Origin of the sequence: uncultured Psychroserpens sp. (assembly GCF_947501425.1) — a bacterium.
In the GTDB taxonomy this organism is placed as follows: domain Bacteria; phylum Bacteroidota; class Bacteroidia; order Flavobacteriales; family Flavobacteriaceae; genus Psychroserpens.
The window spans coordinates 261394-279738 of the sequence record NZ_CANMVN010000004.1; the positions used below are offsets into that span (position 1 = coordinate 261394).

The 18345-nt window shown below is 34.0% G+C and carries 18 protein-coding genes; 14 read left to right on the forward strand and 4 right to left on the reverse strand.

Features of this window, described 5'->3' with window-relative positions; all coding sequences use genetic code 11:
• The first annotated feature begins 38 nt into the window (after window positions 1-38).
• Window positions 39-1112: a branched-chain amino acid aminotransferase gene (locus tag Q0951_RS08015; protein WP_299336052.1), complete on the forward strand. Its 1074-nt coding sequence runs from the start codon at window positions 39-41 to the stop codon at window positions 1110-1112.
• Window positions 1113-1138: 26 nt separating this feature from the next.
• On the opposite strand, the gene Q0951_RS08020 is transcribed toward Q0951_RS08015, so the two are convergent.
• Window positions 1139-1525 (reverse strand): nucleoside triphosphate pyrophosphohydrolase family protein, encoded by a 387-nt coding sequence (locus Q0951_RS08020; protein ID WP_299336053.1) that lies wholly within the window; start codon window positions 1523-1525, stop codon window positions 1139-1141.
• A 149-nt stretch (window positions 1526-1674) separates the two neighbouring features.
• On the opposite strand from Q0951_RS08020, the gene Q0951_RS08025 reads away from it, so the two are divergent.
• The 9 genes from Q0951_RS08025 to crcB all read left to right on the forward strand — a co-directional run bounded on the left by Q0951_RS08025 (window position 1675) and on the right by crcB (window position 10342).
• Window positions 1675-1860 carry a hypothetical protein gene (locus Q0951_RS08025; RefSeq protein ID WP_299336054.1) on the forward strand — a complete coding sequence of 62 codons (186 nt, stop codon included), beginning with the start codon at window positions 1675-1677 and terminating at the stop codon, window positions 1858-1860.
• A gap of 156 nt (window positions 1861-2016) precedes the next feature.
• Window positions 2017-2370: a hypothetical protein gene (locus Q0951_RS08030; protein WP_299336055.1), complete on the forward strand. Its 354-nt coding sequence runs from the start codon at window positions 2017-2019 to the stop codon at window positions 2368-2370.
• 6 nt (window positions 2371-2376) lie between these two features.
• Window positions 2377-3447, forward strand: coding sequence for a hypothetical protein (locus tag Q0951_RS08035; protein ID WP_299336056.1), 1071 nt, complete (start codon window positions 2377-2379; stop codon window positions 3445-3447).
• Window positions 3448-3464: 17 nt separating this feature from the next.
• Window positions 3465-3890 (forward strand): hypothetical protein, encoded by a 426-nt coding sequence (locus Q0951_RS08040; RefSeq protein ID WP_299336057.1) that lies wholly within the window; start codon window positions 3465-3467, stop codon window positions 3888-3890.
• A gap of 2 nt (window positions 3891-3892) precedes the next feature.
• Window positions 3893-5695 carry a sensor histidine kinase gene (locus Q0951_RS08045; RefSeq protein ID WP_299336058.1) on the forward strand — a complete coding sequence of 601 codons (1803 nt, stop codon included), beginning with the start codon at window positions 3893-3895 and terminating at the stop codon, window positions 5693-5695.
• On the forward strand, window positions 5692-6315 hold the full coding sequence (locus Q0951_RS08050) for a response regulator transcription factor (protein WP_299336059.1): 624 nt from the start codon (window positions 5692-5694) through the stop codon (window positions 6313-6315). Before Q0951_RS08045 ends, Q0951_RS08050 begins: the two co-directional genes overlap by 4 nt.
• A gap of 80 nt (window positions 6316-6395) precedes the next feature.
• Window positions 6396-8618, forward strand: a complete 2223-nt coding sequence (locus Q0951_RS08055; protein ID WP_299336060.1) for a T9SS type A sorting domain-containing protein — start codon at window positions 6396-6398, stop codon at window positions 8616-8618.
• Window positions 8619-8953: 335 nt separating this feature from the next.
• Window positions 8954-9973 carry an SRPBCC family protein gene (locus tag Q0951_RS08060; RefSeq protein ID WP_299336061.1) on the forward strand — a complete coding sequence of 340 codons (1020 nt, stop codon included), beginning with the start codon at window positions 8954-8956 and terminating at the stop codon, window positions 9971-9973.
• Window positions 9974-10342 (forward strand): fluoride efflux transporter CrcB, encoded by a 369-nt coding sequence (gene crcB / locus Q0951_RS08065; RefSeq protein ID WP_299336062.1) that lies wholly within the window; start codon window positions 9974-9976, stop codon window positions 10340-10342.
• Here the strand turns inward: crcB and Q0951_RS08070 are convergent.
• On the reverse strand, window positions 10339-10944 hold the full coding sequence (locus tag Q0951_RS08070) for a DUF1684 domain-containing protein (protein WP_299336063.1): 606 nt from the start codon (window positions 10942-10944) through the stop codon (window positions 10339-10341). The two genes, crcB and Q0951_RS08070, sit on opposite strands and share 4 nt — an antisense overlap.
• A 257-nt stretch (window positions 10945-11201) precedes the next feature.
• Between Q0951_RS08070 and Q0951_RS08075 the strand changes: the two genes are divergently transcribed.
• From Q0951_RS08075 to Q0951_RS08085, 3 genes are read left to right on the forward strand one after another with little or no spacing between them, the layout of a single operon-like run.
• Entirely contained in the window at window positions 11202-12413 is a 1212-nt protein-coding gene (locus Q0951_RS08075) for an MFS transporter (protein WP_299336064.1), read from the forward strand.
• Window positions 12410-12796: a VOC family protein gene (locus Q0951_RS08080; protein WP_299336065.1), complete on the forward strand. Its 387-nt coding sequence runs from the start codon at window positions 12410-12412 to the stop codon at window positions 12794-12796. Before Q0951_RS08075 ends, Q0951_RS08080 begins: the two co-directional genes overlap by 4 nt.
• Before the next feature lies 1 nt (window position 12797).
• Window positions 12798-13559, forward strand: coding sequence for a DJ-1/PfpI family protein (locus Q0951_RS08085; RefSeq protein ID WP_299336066.1), 762 nt, complete (start codon window positions 12798-12800; stop codon window positions 13557-13559).
• 4 nt (window positions 13560-13563) lie between these two features.
• Here Q0951_RS08085 and Q0951_RS08090 read toward each other — a convergent pair whose 3' ends face one another.
• The gene (locus Q0951_RS08090; RefSeq protein WP_299336067.1) at window positions 13564-14007 is read right to left on the reverse strand and encodes an Lrp/AsnC family transcriptional regulator; all 444 of its coding nucleotides are present in this window, start codon (window positions 14005-14007) and stop codon (window positions 13564-13566) included.
• 116 nt (window positions 14008-14123) lie between these two features.
• On the opposite strand from Q0951_RS08090, the gene Q0951_RS08095 reads away from it, so the two are divergent.
• Entirely contained in the window at window positions 14124-14519 is a 396-nt protein-coding gene (locus Q0951_RS08095) for a hypothetical protein (RefSeq protein ID WP_299336068.1), read from the forward strand.
• A gap of 64 nt (window positions 14520-14583) precedes the next feature.
• On the opposite strand, the gene Q0951_RS08100 is transcribed toward Q0951_RS08095, so the two are convergent.
• Window positions 14584-18000, reverse strand: a complete 3417-nt coding sequence (locus tag Q0951_RS08100; protein WP_299336069.1) for a methylmalonyl-CoA mutase family protein — start codon at window positions 17998-18000, stop codon at window positions 14584-14586.
• Window positions 18001-18345 lie beyond the last annotated feature (345 nt).

Here is an 18345-nt window from a genome sequence, read left to right on the forward strand (position 1 = left end):
AGAAATGACTAATTTTGCAAGACTAAATACAACCAAAAATGTCAAACATAAATACCAGTAATTTACTCATTGAAAAAGTAGAATCTTCAAAAATAAAGGGTGTAGATTTTAGTAATCTTACCTTCGGAACAACCTTTACAGATCATATGTTTGTATGTGATTATGTTAATGGCGAGTGGCAACAACCAAAGATAGTTCCTTATGGACCAATGCCAATGGAGCCATCAGCTCGTGTGTTTCATTATGGACAGGCTGTTTTTGAAGGTATGAAAGCTTACAAAGACGAACATGGAGACGTATTTTTATTTAGACCTGATGAAAACTTCAGACGAATTAACAAATCTTGTTCGCGACTAGCGATGCCTGAATTTCCTGAAGAGTACTTTTTTGAAGGTTTGACAACACTTTTAAATCTTGATAAAGAATGGATCCAATCTGGAGTTGGTAATTCTCTATACATAAGACCTTTTGCTATAGCAATAGAGCCTGTAATTTCTGCAGCTCCTTCAGAAAGCTATCGTTTTATGATTATTTGCTCTCCTGTATCCCCTTATTATAAAGGAAAAGTAAAAGTTGTCATTGCTGAACATTTTAGCAGATCTGCAGATGGTGGTGTTGGTTATGCAAAAGCAGCTGGAAATTATGCCGCTCAATTCTATCCAACAAAATTAGCTCAGGAAAAAGGATTTCAACAAATTATCTGGACCGACTCTAACACACACACATTCTTAGAAGAAGCTGGAACAATGAATGTGTTTTTCAGAATCAATGACACTTTAATTACTGCGCCAACTAGCGACAGAATTCTGGATGGTGTGACTAGGAAAAGTGTTATTCAACTAGCCAGAGATAATGGTATTACAGTAGAAGTAAGACCTATTAAAGTTCAAGAGATTGTTGATGCTTCAAATGATGGAACACTCAAAGAAATTTTCGGAGCTGGAACAGCAGCAGTGATTAGTGAAATATCGGCTTTTGAATATAGAGATGAAGTATATGATCTTCAAGATCTTGGTTCAAATTCGTACGCTGCTAAACTGAAACAAAACATGCTAAACATACAGCATAATTTAGCTGAAGATAAACATAATTGGAGATATCCTGTAAACTAAAAAAAAGAGCCTCACGGCTCTTTTTTTTATGACTCTAAAATCTCTTTTATGTGTGGTTTAAAATAGTTAGGTCCTTTCAAGACCTTACCATCTTCTCTGTAAATTGGCTCTCCATCTTCACCTAATTTACTCATATTACTGCGTTGTATTTCGTCAAAGACCTCTTCAATTTTGTATTGAAGTCCGTGCTCTATAATTGTACCACAAAGAATGTAAAGCATATCACCTAAAGCATCAGCAACTTCTACCAGATCATTATCATTAGCGGCTTCGAGATATTCCTCATTTTCTTCACGCATGAGTTTATAGCGTAACATATTTTTTTCAAGACCTAAATCTGCTTTTGGTGTTTCTCTGTGACCTATTTTAAATGCTGTATGAAATGCTTTAACAGCTTCTATTTTATTTTTCATGGTATTTATTTAATATTAAAAACTTTATGTAGTTATTTTTCGTACCTATAGTATAACTTGATAATAATTTGTTTAAATTAAATTAATATTCACATTTTATTTATAGGGTTAGACACAATGTTTAATTATTTTTGTATAAAAATAGAGATATGTTTACTAACGGTCAATTGATTTTTGGAATTTTATTCGCCATCGCCTTTGCGATCATCATTTTTATGGCTTACCGAAAAGACCTAAAGCTTCATAGAAAATACTACAAAGGAAGTGTTTGGGTATTAATTGCCTTTATAGCTTTTCTGGTTATGATTGCCACCATCAAGTACATATTTGTATAATTGTATTTCTTCGGAAATTTCCTGCGTATTGACAGAAATTTCTCCTTACTATCACTTTTTTACGTAACTTATTGACTTAATATACCTGTTATTGGGTATGTTTTGATGTGTTCCTACTTCTCATCTTTGTAATATTAACTGACTAAACCAACCATTATGAAGAAAACAGTTCCACCATTTGTTATGTTTCTTGTTTCCATAGGCGCATTGGCAATTACCGCAATTACATTAAACAACATTTCACAAAAAATAGTTGATCCCAGTAATGAGCTCACCAAAGACAATTACGAGTTTGTCTTTTGGTTCTTTAGAGTCATCACAGCTCTGGCAGCAAGTGCTGTGAGTATTTCTATACCTGGAATGCTAAAGGTAAGTTACAATAATGATGGTTCATTTATTACCACTCAAAACAACCAACATGCTACTTTGGTAGATAAACAACCAACTATTGTTGCTGGTGGTGCTATTGCTGTTTTTGTATTAGTGTATTTGTTTAATCCGATTAACTAGGTTTGAATGAAAAGAGATTATGCTGAAGATTTATTTAATAGTATTGAACCAATAGTTTTTAGTCCTGTTTTTCTTAGGATGCATAAAACTGTTCATATCGCAATAATCAAAGACAGTTACGATAAAGATGAAAACGGTAAATTTGAATTAGACGATGATTACAAAATTGAAATAGCGTTTGAAAAGCTACCCGTTTTCCAAATTGGACTTCAATCATTTTCTGACAATGTAATTCAGGAAATTAATAAATCACTTGACACAAAGACTGTAAGTAATGATGAAACAGAGTTTACAGAAAGCACCAGACCAGCACTTCAAAATGATGACTATTATAAACACTATAATCCTTATAAACTAAGAGATAAAAATCCTTCGGGAGGCACCAGTGTAATCAATAATCAATTACACAAAGATTTTAGTGGTAGTTTAGGGTTGGCGTTTAAACTAAAAAACCATACCGGCTCTTATTTTTTATCAAATTTTCATGTTTTAGCTAGAAGAAAAGAACTAAATGTAAAGCGCTATGAAACAATAATACACCCAAGTAAATCTGATACTTATGATAATAACACCTCAGATTTAAATCCAATTGCTACACTCTTTTGGTTTAATTTAGATGAATATGTAGATGCAGCAATTGCAAAATCAAATTGTGAAAAATCTATAGGTTCTGGAATTCGATGCTTACCCAATCTAAAAATAGAAGGCGTTGATTCTCCAGAAATAGGTCAAAATGTGATGAAGTGTGGAAGATCTACAAATTTAACACACGGTGTTATTAGATCTGATCGCTGTACCGTACTAATTAAAGACAAATATAAGCTTGTCTCAAAAACTGGAAGTAGGATATTCAAAGACCAAATATTAACAAAATGTATGTCTTTAGCAGGAGACTCAGGATCAGTATTGTTGAAATCTGCAAAAAACGGTCATTCTACTTCAGCTCTTGGGCTTCTATTTGCGGGTGATTCTGAAAATTATTCTTATCACAATAAACTCAATAATATTTTTTATAGGCTTATCGGAGATTCAGAATATTTGATAATGCCAAAATTGGATTTCGACAATTTTTTATAACTCTTAAATTATTTTTTATGGCAACAATAACAATTAAAACAAAAGATGATCAAACAAATTATGAACTCTTTAAATCTGGTTACTGGTTACTGGAGGGGAAATTCACCAAATGGGACAACTCAGAAGTCACACAACTAAAATTGACTCTTACCGATTATGATGTTACTCATTTAATAGATTATGTTCATTATTGTAAAGATCAAAACACATTAGAAATTCATGTTTTTAAAGGTGGAGCACAAGTAAGTACATTTACTGCTGAAAAGAAACACTTAAATGGAATGACTTTGGCTCCTAGTGAAAAGATTACACTCGATTTCATCGACTACATCAAAGATGAAAAACCTAAATTAGAATTGTGCTTCGTAGATCCTGCGCAAAATGGTGGTCCAGGTAATCAACCTGAGCGAAAAAAAGGTAATATTTTACAAGGAGGTAATTAAATTTGAACAAAACCAATTTTAAATACTACCTATTTATCTCAGCAAGTATCCTTCTGCTTGCTGATTTTTCATATGCACAAAACTCAACCTTTGAAAGTTTCTATAATGCCTATGATACTGAAGACTATGAATTTGCCGAACAACGTCTTGCCATAATAGATACAAGCAAACTTACAACTTATGAAAAAGCCACATGGCTATATTTTAAAGCTGACTGTCAGTTTTATCTAGACAAACACCATAAAGCTTACAGGAATATTTTAGAATCTAAAGACCTATTCGAAAGTATGGATTCTGTAAATGACGTTTCAGATGCTAACTTTTTAACAATTTCTATTTTAAGCCACCAAAATAACCTTAAGGACCGTTACAAAAAAATTAATAATATAATAGATGAAGAGCATAAAAAAGCAATTAGCCGAAAAGACTCCAATGCGCTAAGAAAAATATATCATAGAATTGCAGCAGATTTACTTTATAGGGATAATGGATCAGAGTCTATTAAATACTTTAAAAAAGTAATTGACATTGCTAAAGAAAAAAATGATTCTTTAAATATAGCCTTCGCTCTAGAGAATATAGGCACAGTTCATCAAACTGTATTTGGGAACATTGATTCCGCAATGTACTACACTAAAAAAGTGGTTCCCGTCTATAAAAAACTTCAAGACAATAACGCTTTATTTAATAATTATAATAATCAAGCAGAACAATATAAACAGTTAAAAGAATATGATGAAGCTATTAGATTATACCTCAAAGCTGACTCTATTCCATTAGACAAATACGAAGCCAAAAGTAAGATTATCCTTTATGAAAATATGTCTGAGGCCTATGAGCTCAATAAAGATTTTATTAATTCTACATATTACCTTAAAAAATTAGACAGTTTAAAAGGAAATGTCAATGACACCAAACAAAACATAGCTATCACAGAAATTAAAGAGCAATTTGACAACGAAAAACTCAGAGCTGAAAAAGCCGAAAGTGAAGCGCGTCGTCTGGAGAGTGAAGCCAAAAGCAGAAAAAACAGAAACATCGCCATTGGCTTAGGAGGCAGCCTCACACTAGGCAGTATCATTGCCTTCCTCCTCTTTAAAAACACCAAACGAAAACAAAAACTCGCCGAACAGGAAAAAGCACTCGAAACCCAAAAACTGGCTACCGTTTTAAAAGAACAGGAACTTACAGCCATTGATGCTATGATTGAAGGTCAGGAAAAAGAACGTCAGCGTATTGCTAATGACCTTCATGATGACCTTGGCGGACTTATGGCTACAGTGAAACTCCATTTCAATGCGCTAAAAGAGAAGCAAACTCCTGAGCTCTACTCGAAAACCAATCAGCTTATTGATGAAGCTTATGACAAAGTGAGAACAGTTGCTCATGCTAAAAATTCGGGTGTGATAGCTAAGCAAGGTCTTTTAAAAGCTATTAAAGACATGGCCGATAAAGTTTCAGTAGCAAATAAAATTACTATTGATGTTATAGACCACGGTTTAGAAAACCGATTAGAGAATAGTCTTGAGCTTACCATTTTCAGAATAGTACAAGAACTCATCACTAATGTGATTAAACATGCTAATGCCAACGAGGTTTCTATTCATATCACCAATCATGAAGATAGTCTTAATATTATGGTAGAAGATAATGGTAAAGGTTTTAATCCAAGTCAAATTACCAAAACCAATAAAGGCATGGGTATAAGCAGTATAGACAAGCGCGTAGAACATCTGGAGGGATCAATGACCATAGAATCAGAAAAAAATCAGGGTACAACCATAATAATTGACATTCCATTATGATACGATTAGCTATTGCCGAAGATCATCAATCTCTCATTGATGGTATACAATTACTTCTGGAATATGAAGATGATATTTCTATTATTGGTACAGTTAATGATGGGGAAATGCTACTTGACATTGTAGAAAAAAAGCGGCCAACTGTTGTGCTAACAGATATTAGAATGCCAAAAATGGATGGTATTGAAGCTACTAAACGCATAAAAAGCTTTAACAAGGACATCAAAGTTCTTGCATTTTCCATGTTTGACCAAACAGATGCCATTCAACAAATGCTTACTGCTGGTGCTAGTGGGTACATCTTAAAAAACTCATCACTAACTGAAGTCCTCAATGCCATTCGTACTGTAGCCAAAGGCGACACATATTTTGATGCTAATATTAATACTAATGCCTTAGATTCAAAAAATACTACTAAAACTAAAGGACTACTAACCAAGCGTCAAATAGAAATTCTCGAGCTTATTGCTTTAGGCAAAACCTCCCGTGAGATTGCTGATGAGTTATTTATTGGAGTTCATACCGTAGATACGCACAGAAAAAATATGGCTCGCATTTTAGGTTTACAAGGCAAAGGTGAATTAATGCGATATGCCTTAGAAAAGAAATACAAATTCTAGATTTACCCGTTATTGGGTATGGTTTCCCCTAAGACAGAAAACTAAGTTTACATAATTATTAATTCAACACCTTATTAATTATGAAACGAGTATTACTCTTACTAACCATTACCCTTTTCTTTTTGCAACCTGCTTTTTCTCAAATGGAATTTGTTCAAGATATCAATCTTGGAGCTAATGCCAGTTCACCCAGAGGATTTGTCGAATTTGACGGGAAAGTTTATTTCATTGCAAACAATTCTTCCGGCAACCAAAGTATTTTTTCAATAGATGCTAATGGGACAGTTACAGAAGCTAACACGTTTAACTTTTCAGTACAGATTGTAAAGTTAATTCCTTTAAATGGTCAAATGTATGCAACAGTAAAGTCCATTGTATTGCCTTTTGGAGAATTTTCAGAACCTCAACTTTGGAGAATTAATTTCTTCGGAACTGATCAAATTCTTGATGCTTTCTGCGGAAACTATCAATTCTTAGTTTATGACAACTTTGTGTATAATAATGAACTTTATATGAGTGCAAAATCGGCATGTCTCAGCAATGAAAACAAGCAATTATATGCCTTCAATGGTTCATCATTTCGATTGGTAGACGCTGTAAATCCATCAGGAGATTTCAGCCCTCAGGACTTTGAGATTCACAACAACGAGCTCTACTTTAGAGGATTTACAAGTACTAATGGATGGGAATTGTATAAAACCAACGGAGTCAACGTCACTTTGGCCTTTGAATTTCTTCCTGGTGCATTGAGTAGCTTTCCCATTCACATGACATCTTTTAATGGTTATCTCTATTTAGGTCTTCTTAACGAAGGGGTTAACATCCAGCTTTTTAAGTTAGATACTTCTACCTCAAATGCTACTGCGTTTACAACTACAATAGGCTTCGAAATGAAAGTATTCAATAACGAATTATATTTTTCTGAAATAAACACAAGTAATAATACGAGACAGCTAGCAAAACTTAATACCAATGACGTAAAGACTGCTATTCCTTTGGGAGGCACAACTGAAGACATTACCAACATTATATTCTATGATGAATTAGATGGCTCTTTATATTTTTCTGCAGCAAAACCTAGCACAGGATTTGAATTATATAGATATGCTTTAGGTCCATCAGCACAACTTATTGAAGACTATAATCCAGGTTCAACAAGTTCGAACCCCTTCTATAGAGCTGCATTCAATAACACCTTATATTTTGGTGCAGATAACGGAAATGGCCTCGGGAATGAACTGCATAAATACACACCTCAAACTGTTGTGATGACCACAATTTCTGATGCTAATTTCGAACAATTACTGATAAATCTCGGACTCGATTCAGGGGCAATAGACGGACAAGTTCCGACACAAAATATTGAAAATGTAACTGCTTTGGACATATCGTCTATGAACGTTTCTAATATCACAGGGATTGAAGATTTTACTGCTTTGGAAGAATTTACCTCGATTCAAAATCCGTTGACAACATTAGACTTTAGTTCTAATACAAATCTTACAAAAATCAATGTAATCAACAACCCAATTACCAGCGTTAATGTAAGTCAGAATGTATTACTTGAAGAACTAACAGTGTCTTCCCAGACATTTACTTTAAACTTTATAGATGTTTCGCAAAATATAAACTTAAGAATACTTGAACTCGGAGCAAATAATCTCACTTCTTTGTATGTTGGTAATAACCCACAACTTACTTATCTGAATATTGGATTAAATCCTATAGCTGCAATTGATGTTAGCTCTAATCTTCTATTAGAATCTTTTGGTGCTTACAGTACTAACCTGATCAACTTAGACCTGTCTGGCAATTTCAACTTACAAAGTATTTCAGCTCACAGCAATAATCAACTTAATAGTTTAAACATAAAGAATGGAAATAACAATAGGAATACGCAAGATGCATTGACCTTAACTTATCTAGACGCTACAGGCAACCCTAACTTAACGTGCATTCAAGTTGATAATGCCAATGCTGCTTTAAATAATTCCAACTGGTTTAAAGATGCAATAGCGACTTACAGTGAAGACTGTTCTACCCTAAACATTTCAGATACCGAACTTGAAGAGCTTATCAATGTGCATCCAAATCCAAGCAGCAATATGATACACATAAGATTCCCAAACTCCATTAACATATTAAAAGCAATTCTATACGATGTCCAGGGAAAACAGTTGATATCAAAACATTTAGATCAGCAACATAAAAGTATGGATATATCTAAGCTAAACAGTGGCATTTATATACTATCCTTAGAAACCAAGTCAGGTTCAACAAAAAAGCGTATCATAAAACAATAATTGGAGTGTTAGTTATGGTTGGACTGCTATTTCATAGGGAGATTCATGTTTAATCCAACCAACAAAAATCCCCTTAATTGGGGATTTTTCAATTTTATTAATACAATTTGCCTCTAAAAATAGAAGACAAATCTAAAAAATAACGATACTAATTAAACATTAACTATGATTATCATATATACAATCATCTGCCTAATTGTAATCAATCTATTGCTATTGAAATTCAGTATCAATAAAAACAGAATGTAAATACTAGCAGTCATTTTACTTCAACTCTTGATCTGCTAAAATTGATTATCTTTGGGTACCTAATCAATTTAATAGCGTCAATCAAAATGAAAGTATTAAAATACATCTTGTTCTTACTGTTAATTGTATTTATCGGATTAGCAATATACATAGCAGTTCAACCTAATTCATTTGAAGTACAACGATCTAAAACCATCAATGCACCTGCGAGTGTAGTTTATGAAAATATCATTGATTTTAAAAACTGGGAAACTTGGTCCTCATGGGTAGAGTCAGATCCTGAGATGACATTAAGCTATCCTGAACAAACCAGAGGCATTAATGGTTCTTATTCATGGGAAGATGCTGATGGTGTAGGTGTCATGAAAACCATCGATGCTAAAACCAACTCAACAATTATTCAGGAAATGCAATTTGCTGAGTTCCCTAAATCTGATGTACGTTGGGATTTAAAACCTAACCCTAATGGCACAACCGACGTGACCTGGTCCATTCAAGGTAAAGACCTCCCTTTTGGATTTAAAGCATATGCAGCTTTTACGGGTGGAATGGAAAAACAAATTGGTCCGCATTATGAGAGAAGTCTTGAAAAATTAGATAGTATATTGATGGTCGATATGAAAAAATATACTGTAAACGTTGAAGGAATCACACAACATAGTGGCGGCTTTTATCTTTACAACACAACCTCTTGTAAACTTTCTGACTTTAAGCAAAAAATGCAGGAAATGATGCCAAAAATTGGTGGTTATGCCTTAGCAAACAATATCACTATGGCTGGAAAACCATTTGTCATCTATCATAAGTGGGACGAAGAAAATAACGCGGTCATGTTCTCTTGCTGTATTCCTACAACATCAAAGATTATCAGCAATGATCCTGAAGTGATCACAGGACAATTAGAACCATTTAAAGCGCTTAAAACTGTGCTTACTGGCGATTATGAAAACCTGAAAGAGGCATGGGATACATCTATGACTTATATCGAAGAGAATAATCTTGAATTAGTTGAAAATGGTCCAATGATAGAATCTTATTTAACTGACCCAACTTCTGTTCCTAATCCAGCTCAATGGATTACTGAAATCTATTTGGCCATAAAATAAATGAAACAATTATTACTTGTATTTGTTGGTGGCGGTTTTGGAAGTGTATTGCGATATATTATCGGAAAACTTCTAAACAATGCTGAAAATGGAATTCCTTATGGAACCTTTGCTGCAAACATCATTGGAAGTTTACTTATCGGAATTATTCTGGGAATAGCAGCAAAAAATGACACCTTAACATCTAATCAAACTCTATTTTTAGCAACAGGGTTTTGTGGTGGCTTTACAACATTTTCAACGTTTGCATATGAAAACCACGTCATGTTAAAATCAGGAGATTTCACCTCTTTTGCAATTTACACTATTGCAAGTTTTATTGTTGGCTTCTTAGCCGTTTTCTTTGGAATGTATTTGATAAAATCTTAATGTTTATCAAAAGCCTTAACTCCTGCTTTAATCTCAAGGTCTAAGTAGTTTTCTCTTGGTACAATCGGACAAGAGTAACGCTCATTATAAGCACAATATGGATTATATGCCTTATTGAAATCAATCACAATTTCATCGCCTTCAGGAATTCTCATATCGATGTAACGCCCTCCACCATAACTCTCCTCGCCGTTAGTATTGTCTAAAAACGGAAGAAACAGATAGTCTTCATACCCCTCCTTTTTAATCAATCCTTGATTTTGATAAATATTAAGTTGACGTTTTTCTCCTTCTAACTCAAATTCAACTTCTCCATATTTTACATACTCTGGAAGACGACTGGTCGTGGTTTTCATTTTAAAAACTTCCTCATTAGGTGTTCTTGTAAATTTTGCTTTTACAACAAATATAGAATCGAATTTAAAAAAATCTAAGCCTTTAAAGGTTTTTCGATCTTTATCCTTTAAAGGTGAAGTGGTAGCATCTTTATATTCGGCATTGATCTCTCTTTGAAACTCTGTTTCACCAGCAATTGGTCGTTTATCTTGAGCACAACTAAGGGTTGAAGTAAATATGAGTAAAATGTAAAAGAAGTGTCGCATAGTATTCTAATTTCCAGATCAAAAATACAACTTTAAAAAAAAATTCATAGCTTTGAGGTACAATAAGACCAAAACAATGCAAAACTGCGTCATTACATATACAAAAAGACAGACCTCTTTTATGAAGAGTCGGACTTCCTATATGTTATGATGATATAATTATTTAACCAATCAATCATAAAAAGTCCGACGATATCGTCGGACTTTTTACATTTAAAGACCAATCAGATTCTAAATACTAGGATCGACCAATCAAAATGAAAACACTATTTAACAATTACCTCAACACATTTAAAGGACTCTCAAAAGAGATATGGTGGTTAGCACTTATGACTCTCATCAACAGAGCCGGAACTATGGTTATTCCATTTTTGTCATTGTATCTCACTGAAAATTTAAAATTCACATTTAGCGATGTGGCTTGGATCATGTCAGCCTATGGTCTAGGCTCAGTTATTGGCACATGGATTGGTGGAAAACTAACAGATATTATTGGCTATTATAAAGTGATGGTTCGTAGTTTATTATCAACAGGTATTCTTTTTATTTTTTTACAATATCTTGAAACCTTCAATGCCATTTGTATTGGGATATTCCTGGTTATGGTTGTTGCCGACACATTTAGACCTGCAATGTTTGTTGCTATGAGCGCTTACAGTAAAGAAGAAAACAAAACACGTTCTGTAACATTAATCAGACTTGCTATTAATCTCGGATTTTCAGCTGGACCTGCAATTGGTGGTTTAATTATTACTACTATTGGTTATAGTGGTTTGTTTTGGATTGACGGTATAACCTGTATTCTTGCAACAATTCTATTAGTAAAAGTACTGAACCCAAAAGTCACTAAACCACTAGATGAATTTAAAGTTGAAAATCCTAAATCGGTTTATACTGACAAGCCTTTCTGGATATTTTTTATAGCAATGCTATTATTCGGAATTATATTCCTTCAGTATTTTTCTACCATGCCTCTGTACTATAAAGATGTGCATGCGCTCACAGAATTTGAAATTGGACTTTTACTTGGGCTCAATGGTTTTGTAATATTCGCATTAGAAATGCCATTGATTAAGTGGTTGGAAAATACATCATATACAAAAACTGGATTGATGCTTTTTGGAGCAATTCTGCTTGGCATCAGTTTTATCATTTTGACCTTCACGTCATGGGTTGGCATTCTAATTATTGGAATGCTATTTATGACCATAGGCGAAATGATAACATTTCCATTTTCAAACGCTTTTGCCATTCAACGTGCTAAAAGAGGAAACCAAGGAGAATACATGGCTATGTATGTTATGGCGTTTTCCGTAGCACATATTTTCGGACATAATATTGGTCTACAACTAGTGGATGGTTTAGGATTTAATAACACATGGATTATTGTTACACTTTTAGCTATTGTATGTGTATTACTGTTAATGTTCTTGAAATTTTATATGAAACGTAAAAACGAAACACAATGAATCTCAACCAAATTACCATTCCGTCACTGGATGTCAAAAAAGCCTCAGAATTTTATAAAACTTTGGGGCTCATTCTCATTGTTGAATCCTTACCAAGATATGTAAGATTTGAATGTCCTGACGGAAATGCTACGTTTTCAATCCATCAGGTAGAGAATTTACCAAAAGGCGATGGCATTACCATTTACTTTGAAGAAGATAATCTTGACGATTATGTAAGCTATCTTCAGCAAAAAGGAATTATATTTACCTCAGAAGTTGAGGATAAACCTTGGCTGTGGAGAGAGGCACATTTAAAAGATTCTGACGGCAACCAAATTATATTATTTAAAGCTGGAAAGAACAGAAAAAATCCACCTTGGCGAGTTAATACATCAAATTAAAATGAAACAAATTTTATTTTTACTTTCAGTAATTTTGGTTGTGAGTTGTAATACTTCAAGCGATAAAACAGAGGTTCAAAATAATGAGATGCTGAAACAAGTTCAGCATGACAAAAAACAACTCCCAAAATTAGAACCCAACCGATATAATGTCGCCTTTCTTATTATGAATGGTGTTTATAATACTGAACTAACAGCACCTTTTGATATATTTCAACATACCATTTTTAGAGATAGTATCAAGCCAATGAATGTGTTTACTGTAGCTAAAACCAACAATCCAATTGTAACATTTGAAGGCATGAGAATTCTACCTGATTTTAACTACACCACTGACGAGTTACCCAAAATTGATATTCTGGTTGTTCCAAGTGCTGAACATCACTTAGATACTGATCTTGAAGATAAAGTCATGATTGATTTTGTGAAACGAGTTGACCAAGACGCTCAGTATATAACCTCACATTGTGATGGTGCTTTTGTACTAGCTCAAGCTGGACTATTAGATCATTCTGTATCAACAACATTTCCTAGTGATATTGATACCATGCGTGAGCGCTTTCCAAATTTAGATATCAGAAAGAATGTGCTGTTTGTACACGACGGAAAATATATTACTTCAGCTGGAGGCGCAAAATCTTTTGAAGCTGCTTTATACCTCTGCGAATATCTCTACGGAAAAGAGATTGCTAAGAGCCTTGCTGGTGGATTGGTCATTGATTGGAAACTGGACAATGTACCTCATCTTATCATTGAAAAGTAACCAACTACTTTAAAGGTTTGACCTCATTGTGTTTAACGACGTGTGATAACACGATTTGTGTTTTGGTCTCTCCATATACAATGAGCTGATCAATAAAGGTTTCTAGATGTTTTTGGTTTTTTAAAACAACTTCCATGACTATATTTTCATTACCTGTAATACGATAGCAATTGATCACCTCGTTATAGGTTTTTACTTTTTCAAGAAAGGGTTTTAACATGCCCATAAATGCTCTTAGTGTAATCAATGCCTTGAGTTGGTATCCAACTTCAAAAGGTGATACTAAAGTGTTATAACTCTCAATAATACCAGCATCTTCCATTTTTTTAATACGCTCTGAAACTGCTGGTGAACTGATACCAACTTGGCGTCCAATTTCTGTATGAGATTGTCTCGCATTGAGCTGAAGGCATTTCAAAATCTTCCAATTTAGAGTATCTAGTTGCATTTAAAGTAAATTAAAAATATACGTTAATATTTAAATCAAATATACATTTTTGCTTTAAATTACAAAGTTAATTTTACCTATTTGTCACTAATTTTGTTAACCTTGCTATTAGAAAAATGAATTATAATATCCCATCTCACTTATCTGAACTGCCTATATATCAAAAGGCTATGGACATTCTTGTATTGTCAAGAAGTATTTCCACATATATCAATCAGGATCTATCTTATTTGAGACCTGATGGTTCTGAAGACACTGATATCTATTTTTCAGGAGATATTGTTCAGCAATCTGAATCACTTGCACCAGAAATTGAAAAAGCTCAGGCGGAACGTTTTTCAGAAAAGAAACATAAACATATTGCTTCAATTGAACGATTAACGCATCGCTTACATCTTAACTGTGATCGCTTACAACATTGCAATAGTAACGGTAAAGACTATTTACCAATACTTCAAAAAGAACTTAGAAAATTTAAACGCTTGCAACGCAGTTGGATGATGACCTTATAAACTAAAAAAAACCTCTTATTAAACAAGAGGTTTTTTTGTGTTTGTGTTGCAGATATAATGTCTGCTACATATTTCTTCTATACTGACCTCCTACTTCAAATAATGCCGAGGTGATCTCACCAAGAGAACAGACTTTGCAGACATCCATTAAAGCTTCAAATATGTTTTCATTGTTAATAGCCTTATGTTGAAGATCTCTTAAAAGTGTTTTAGTATCATTACCACTATGAAGATTTTCAAGAGTCCTAATCTGGTATTGTTTTTCTTCCTCAGTTGCTCTAATTACTTCAGCAGGAATAACAGTTGGAGATCCTTTACTACTTAAGAATGTATTTACGCCAATTATTGGGAATTGTCCATTATGCTTCAAGGTCTCATAATACAAACTTTCTTCCTGAATTTTACTGCGCTGGTACATTGTTTCCATAGCACCAAGTACACCTCCACGTTCGGTAATACGATCAAACTCCATTAATACAGCTTCTTCAACTAAATCGGTGAGTTCTTCAATAATGAATGATCCTTGAATTGGATTTTCATTTTTAGCTAGCCCTAATTCTTTGTTAATAATCAATTGAATGGCCATAGCACGTCTAACCGACTCTTCTGTTGGTGTGGTAATGGCTTCATCATAAGCATTGGTATGCAGTGAATTACAATTATCATAAATAGCATACAGCGCTTGTAGTGTTGTACGAATATCATTGAAGTCAATTTCCTGAGCATGTAAGCTACGTCCAGAAGTTTGAATATGATATTTCAGCATTTGAGCTCTGGCATTAGCTCCATATTTATGCTTCATGGCTTTAGACCATATTTTTCTGGCTACACGACCAATAACAGCATACTCAGGATCAATACCGTTAGAAAAAAAGAATGATAAATTCGGACCAAATTTATTGATATCCATTCCTCTTGACAAATAATACTCAACATAAGTAAAACCATTAGCCAATGTAAATGCTAATTGCGAAATTGGATTTGCTCCAGCTTCGGCAATATGATATCCTGAAATAGATACCGAATAGAAGTTTCGTACGTTATTTTCAATAAAATATTCTTGTACATCACCCATTAAACGCAATGCAAATTCTGTAGAAAAAATACAGGTATTTTGCGCCTGATCTTCTTTTAATATGTCTGCCTGAACCGTTCCTCTCACTTGAGCAATTGTTTTTGCTTTGATGTTGTTGTAAACATCGGCAGACAATACCTGATCTCCTGTAACACCCAATAACATTAAACCAAGTCCGTCGTTACCTTCAGGTAATTCTCCGTTATACTTTGGGCGTTCTCTATCCATATAAATCTTAGCAATCTTAGCTTCAACCTCTTTTTCTAATCCATTTTCCTTGATGTAGATCTCACACTGTTGATCGATTGCTGCATTCATGAAGAAACCTAATAACATTGGTGCAGGACCATTAATGGTCATACTCACAGACGTCATAACATCTGCCAGGTTAAAACCTGAATATAATTTTTTAGCATCATCTAAGCAGCAAATAGACACACCAGCGTTACCAATTTTACCGTAGATATCTGGTCTGTGATCTGGATCATTTCCGTAGAGTGTTACACTATCAAATGCTGTAGATAAACGCTTTGCAGGTAATCCCATACTCACATAGTGAAAACGACGATTGGTTCGTTCAGGACCACCTTCACCTGCAAACATACGTGCAGGATCTTCCCCAGTTCTTTTGAAAGGATATAATCCTGAAGTATACGGAAATTCTCCAGGTACATTTTCCTGTAAGGTCCAACGCAATATATCTCCCCAAGCCTGATACTTAGGTAAAGCTACTTTTGGAATTTGTGTGTGAGACAACGATTCTGTATGCGTTTCAATTTTGATCTCTTTATCACGAACTTTAAAAGAATAAATTGGGTTTTTATAAGTATTCACTTTGTCTTCCCAACCTGTAATTACCTCCCAGTTGTATGGATCTAAATTAAGTTTCACACGATCAAATTCTCCAATAAGAAGCCTTGCAAAATCCTTATTGTCATCCTGAACTTGTTTCAGGATCTCATTATTAATACCTGCTTTATCTAATTCTGGGGTGCTTTCAGCCACAGATTCTACTGTTTTATAAATACCGTAGAGCTTTTGAGCCACTTCAACCTGTTCGTTAGCCTTTTTATCATAGGCACGGTTATTTTCTGCTATTTCAGATAAGTAACGTGTTCTTGCTGGTGGAATCACAAAGATTTTTTCACTCATTTCATCTGAAATATGAAATGTAGATTTTAAATCAGTATCTGTTTTCTCTACAAGTTTATCCATGATGGCCTTGTAAAGCGTATTCATTCCAGGATCGTTAAACTGTGATGCTATCGTTCCAAAGACTGGAAGATCTTCCTGAGGTGTATCCCAAAGATTATTATTACGCATGTATTGTTTCTTCACATCACGTAATGCATCGAGTGATCCTCGTTTATCAAATTTATTGATAGCTACAAGATCGGCAAAGTCAAGCATATCAATTTTTTCTAATTGTGTTGCTGCTCCAAATTCTGGAGTCATCACATATAATGACACATCACTGTGTTCAATAATCTCAGTATCTGACTGACCAATACCTGATGTTTCTAAAATAATAAGGTCAAACTCTGCAGCTTTTAGAACTTCTACCGCCTCATTAACGTATTTGGATAATGCCAAATTAGATTGACGTGTAGCCAAACTACGCATGTAAACGCGTGGAGAATTGATGGCATTCATACGAATTCTATCACCTAACAAGGCGCCTCCTGTTTTTCGTTTTGAAGGATCGACAGATATGATGCCTATAGTTTTTTCAGGAAAATCAATCAAAAATCGACGAACCAGTTCATCAACCAAACTAGATTTCCCAGCACCACCTGTACCTGTAATTCCAAGAACTGGTGTTTTAGAATTTTTATTTTTGACATGAATTCTATCTAAAGTCGCTTTAGCAACATCTGGAAAGTTTTCCGCAGACGAAATAACACGAGCAATCGCTTTAGGATTTTTCTTCGGAAGGATATCAAATTCACCATTTAAGGACTCACCTATGGCAAAATCAGATTTTTCAACCAAATCATTAATCATTCCTTGAAGTCCCATTTCACGACCATCATCTGGTGAATAGATACGATCGATACCATAATCCATTAATTCTTTAATTTCCGAAGGTAGAATTACACCTCCTCCTCCTCCAAAAATCTTAATGTGTCCTGCACCTTTCTCTTCAAGAAGATCATGCATGTACTTGAAATATTCATTATGACCACCTTGATACGATGTCAAACAAATAGCATTTACGTCTTCTTGGATAGCGGTGTTTACCACTTCTTCAACACTTCTATCATGACCTAAGTGAATCACTTCAACTCCTGTTGATTGGATGATTCTTCTCATAATATTAATAGAGGCATCATGACCGTCAAATAATGATGCTGCGGTAACAATTCTAACTTTATGCTTTGGATTATATGGTGCGACTTGTTTCATTCGTAATTATATATGGTTTTGATGCGACAAATTTACGGAATTTTCAAAAGAAGCATTCAATTAATTAGAATTCTTTAACGCAAGGAAAAACAACTCAAACAAATTTTTAAAAAAATATTTGTAAGATTTTTTATATTAAAAAATTACATATAACATATAATTTTATGTTAATTTTTATTAAATTTGTATTCCGCTATCCAAATAATTGAATTAAAACTAAAATTTTAAGATTCCCCTGCTTTAACAAAGATCACTTAATAGTGACCCTTTAAGTTATTGTGTGTCTAATGTATGACTACACGATGAGTGTTGGTGCAAAATTATTATCTATAACCATTAACTAAT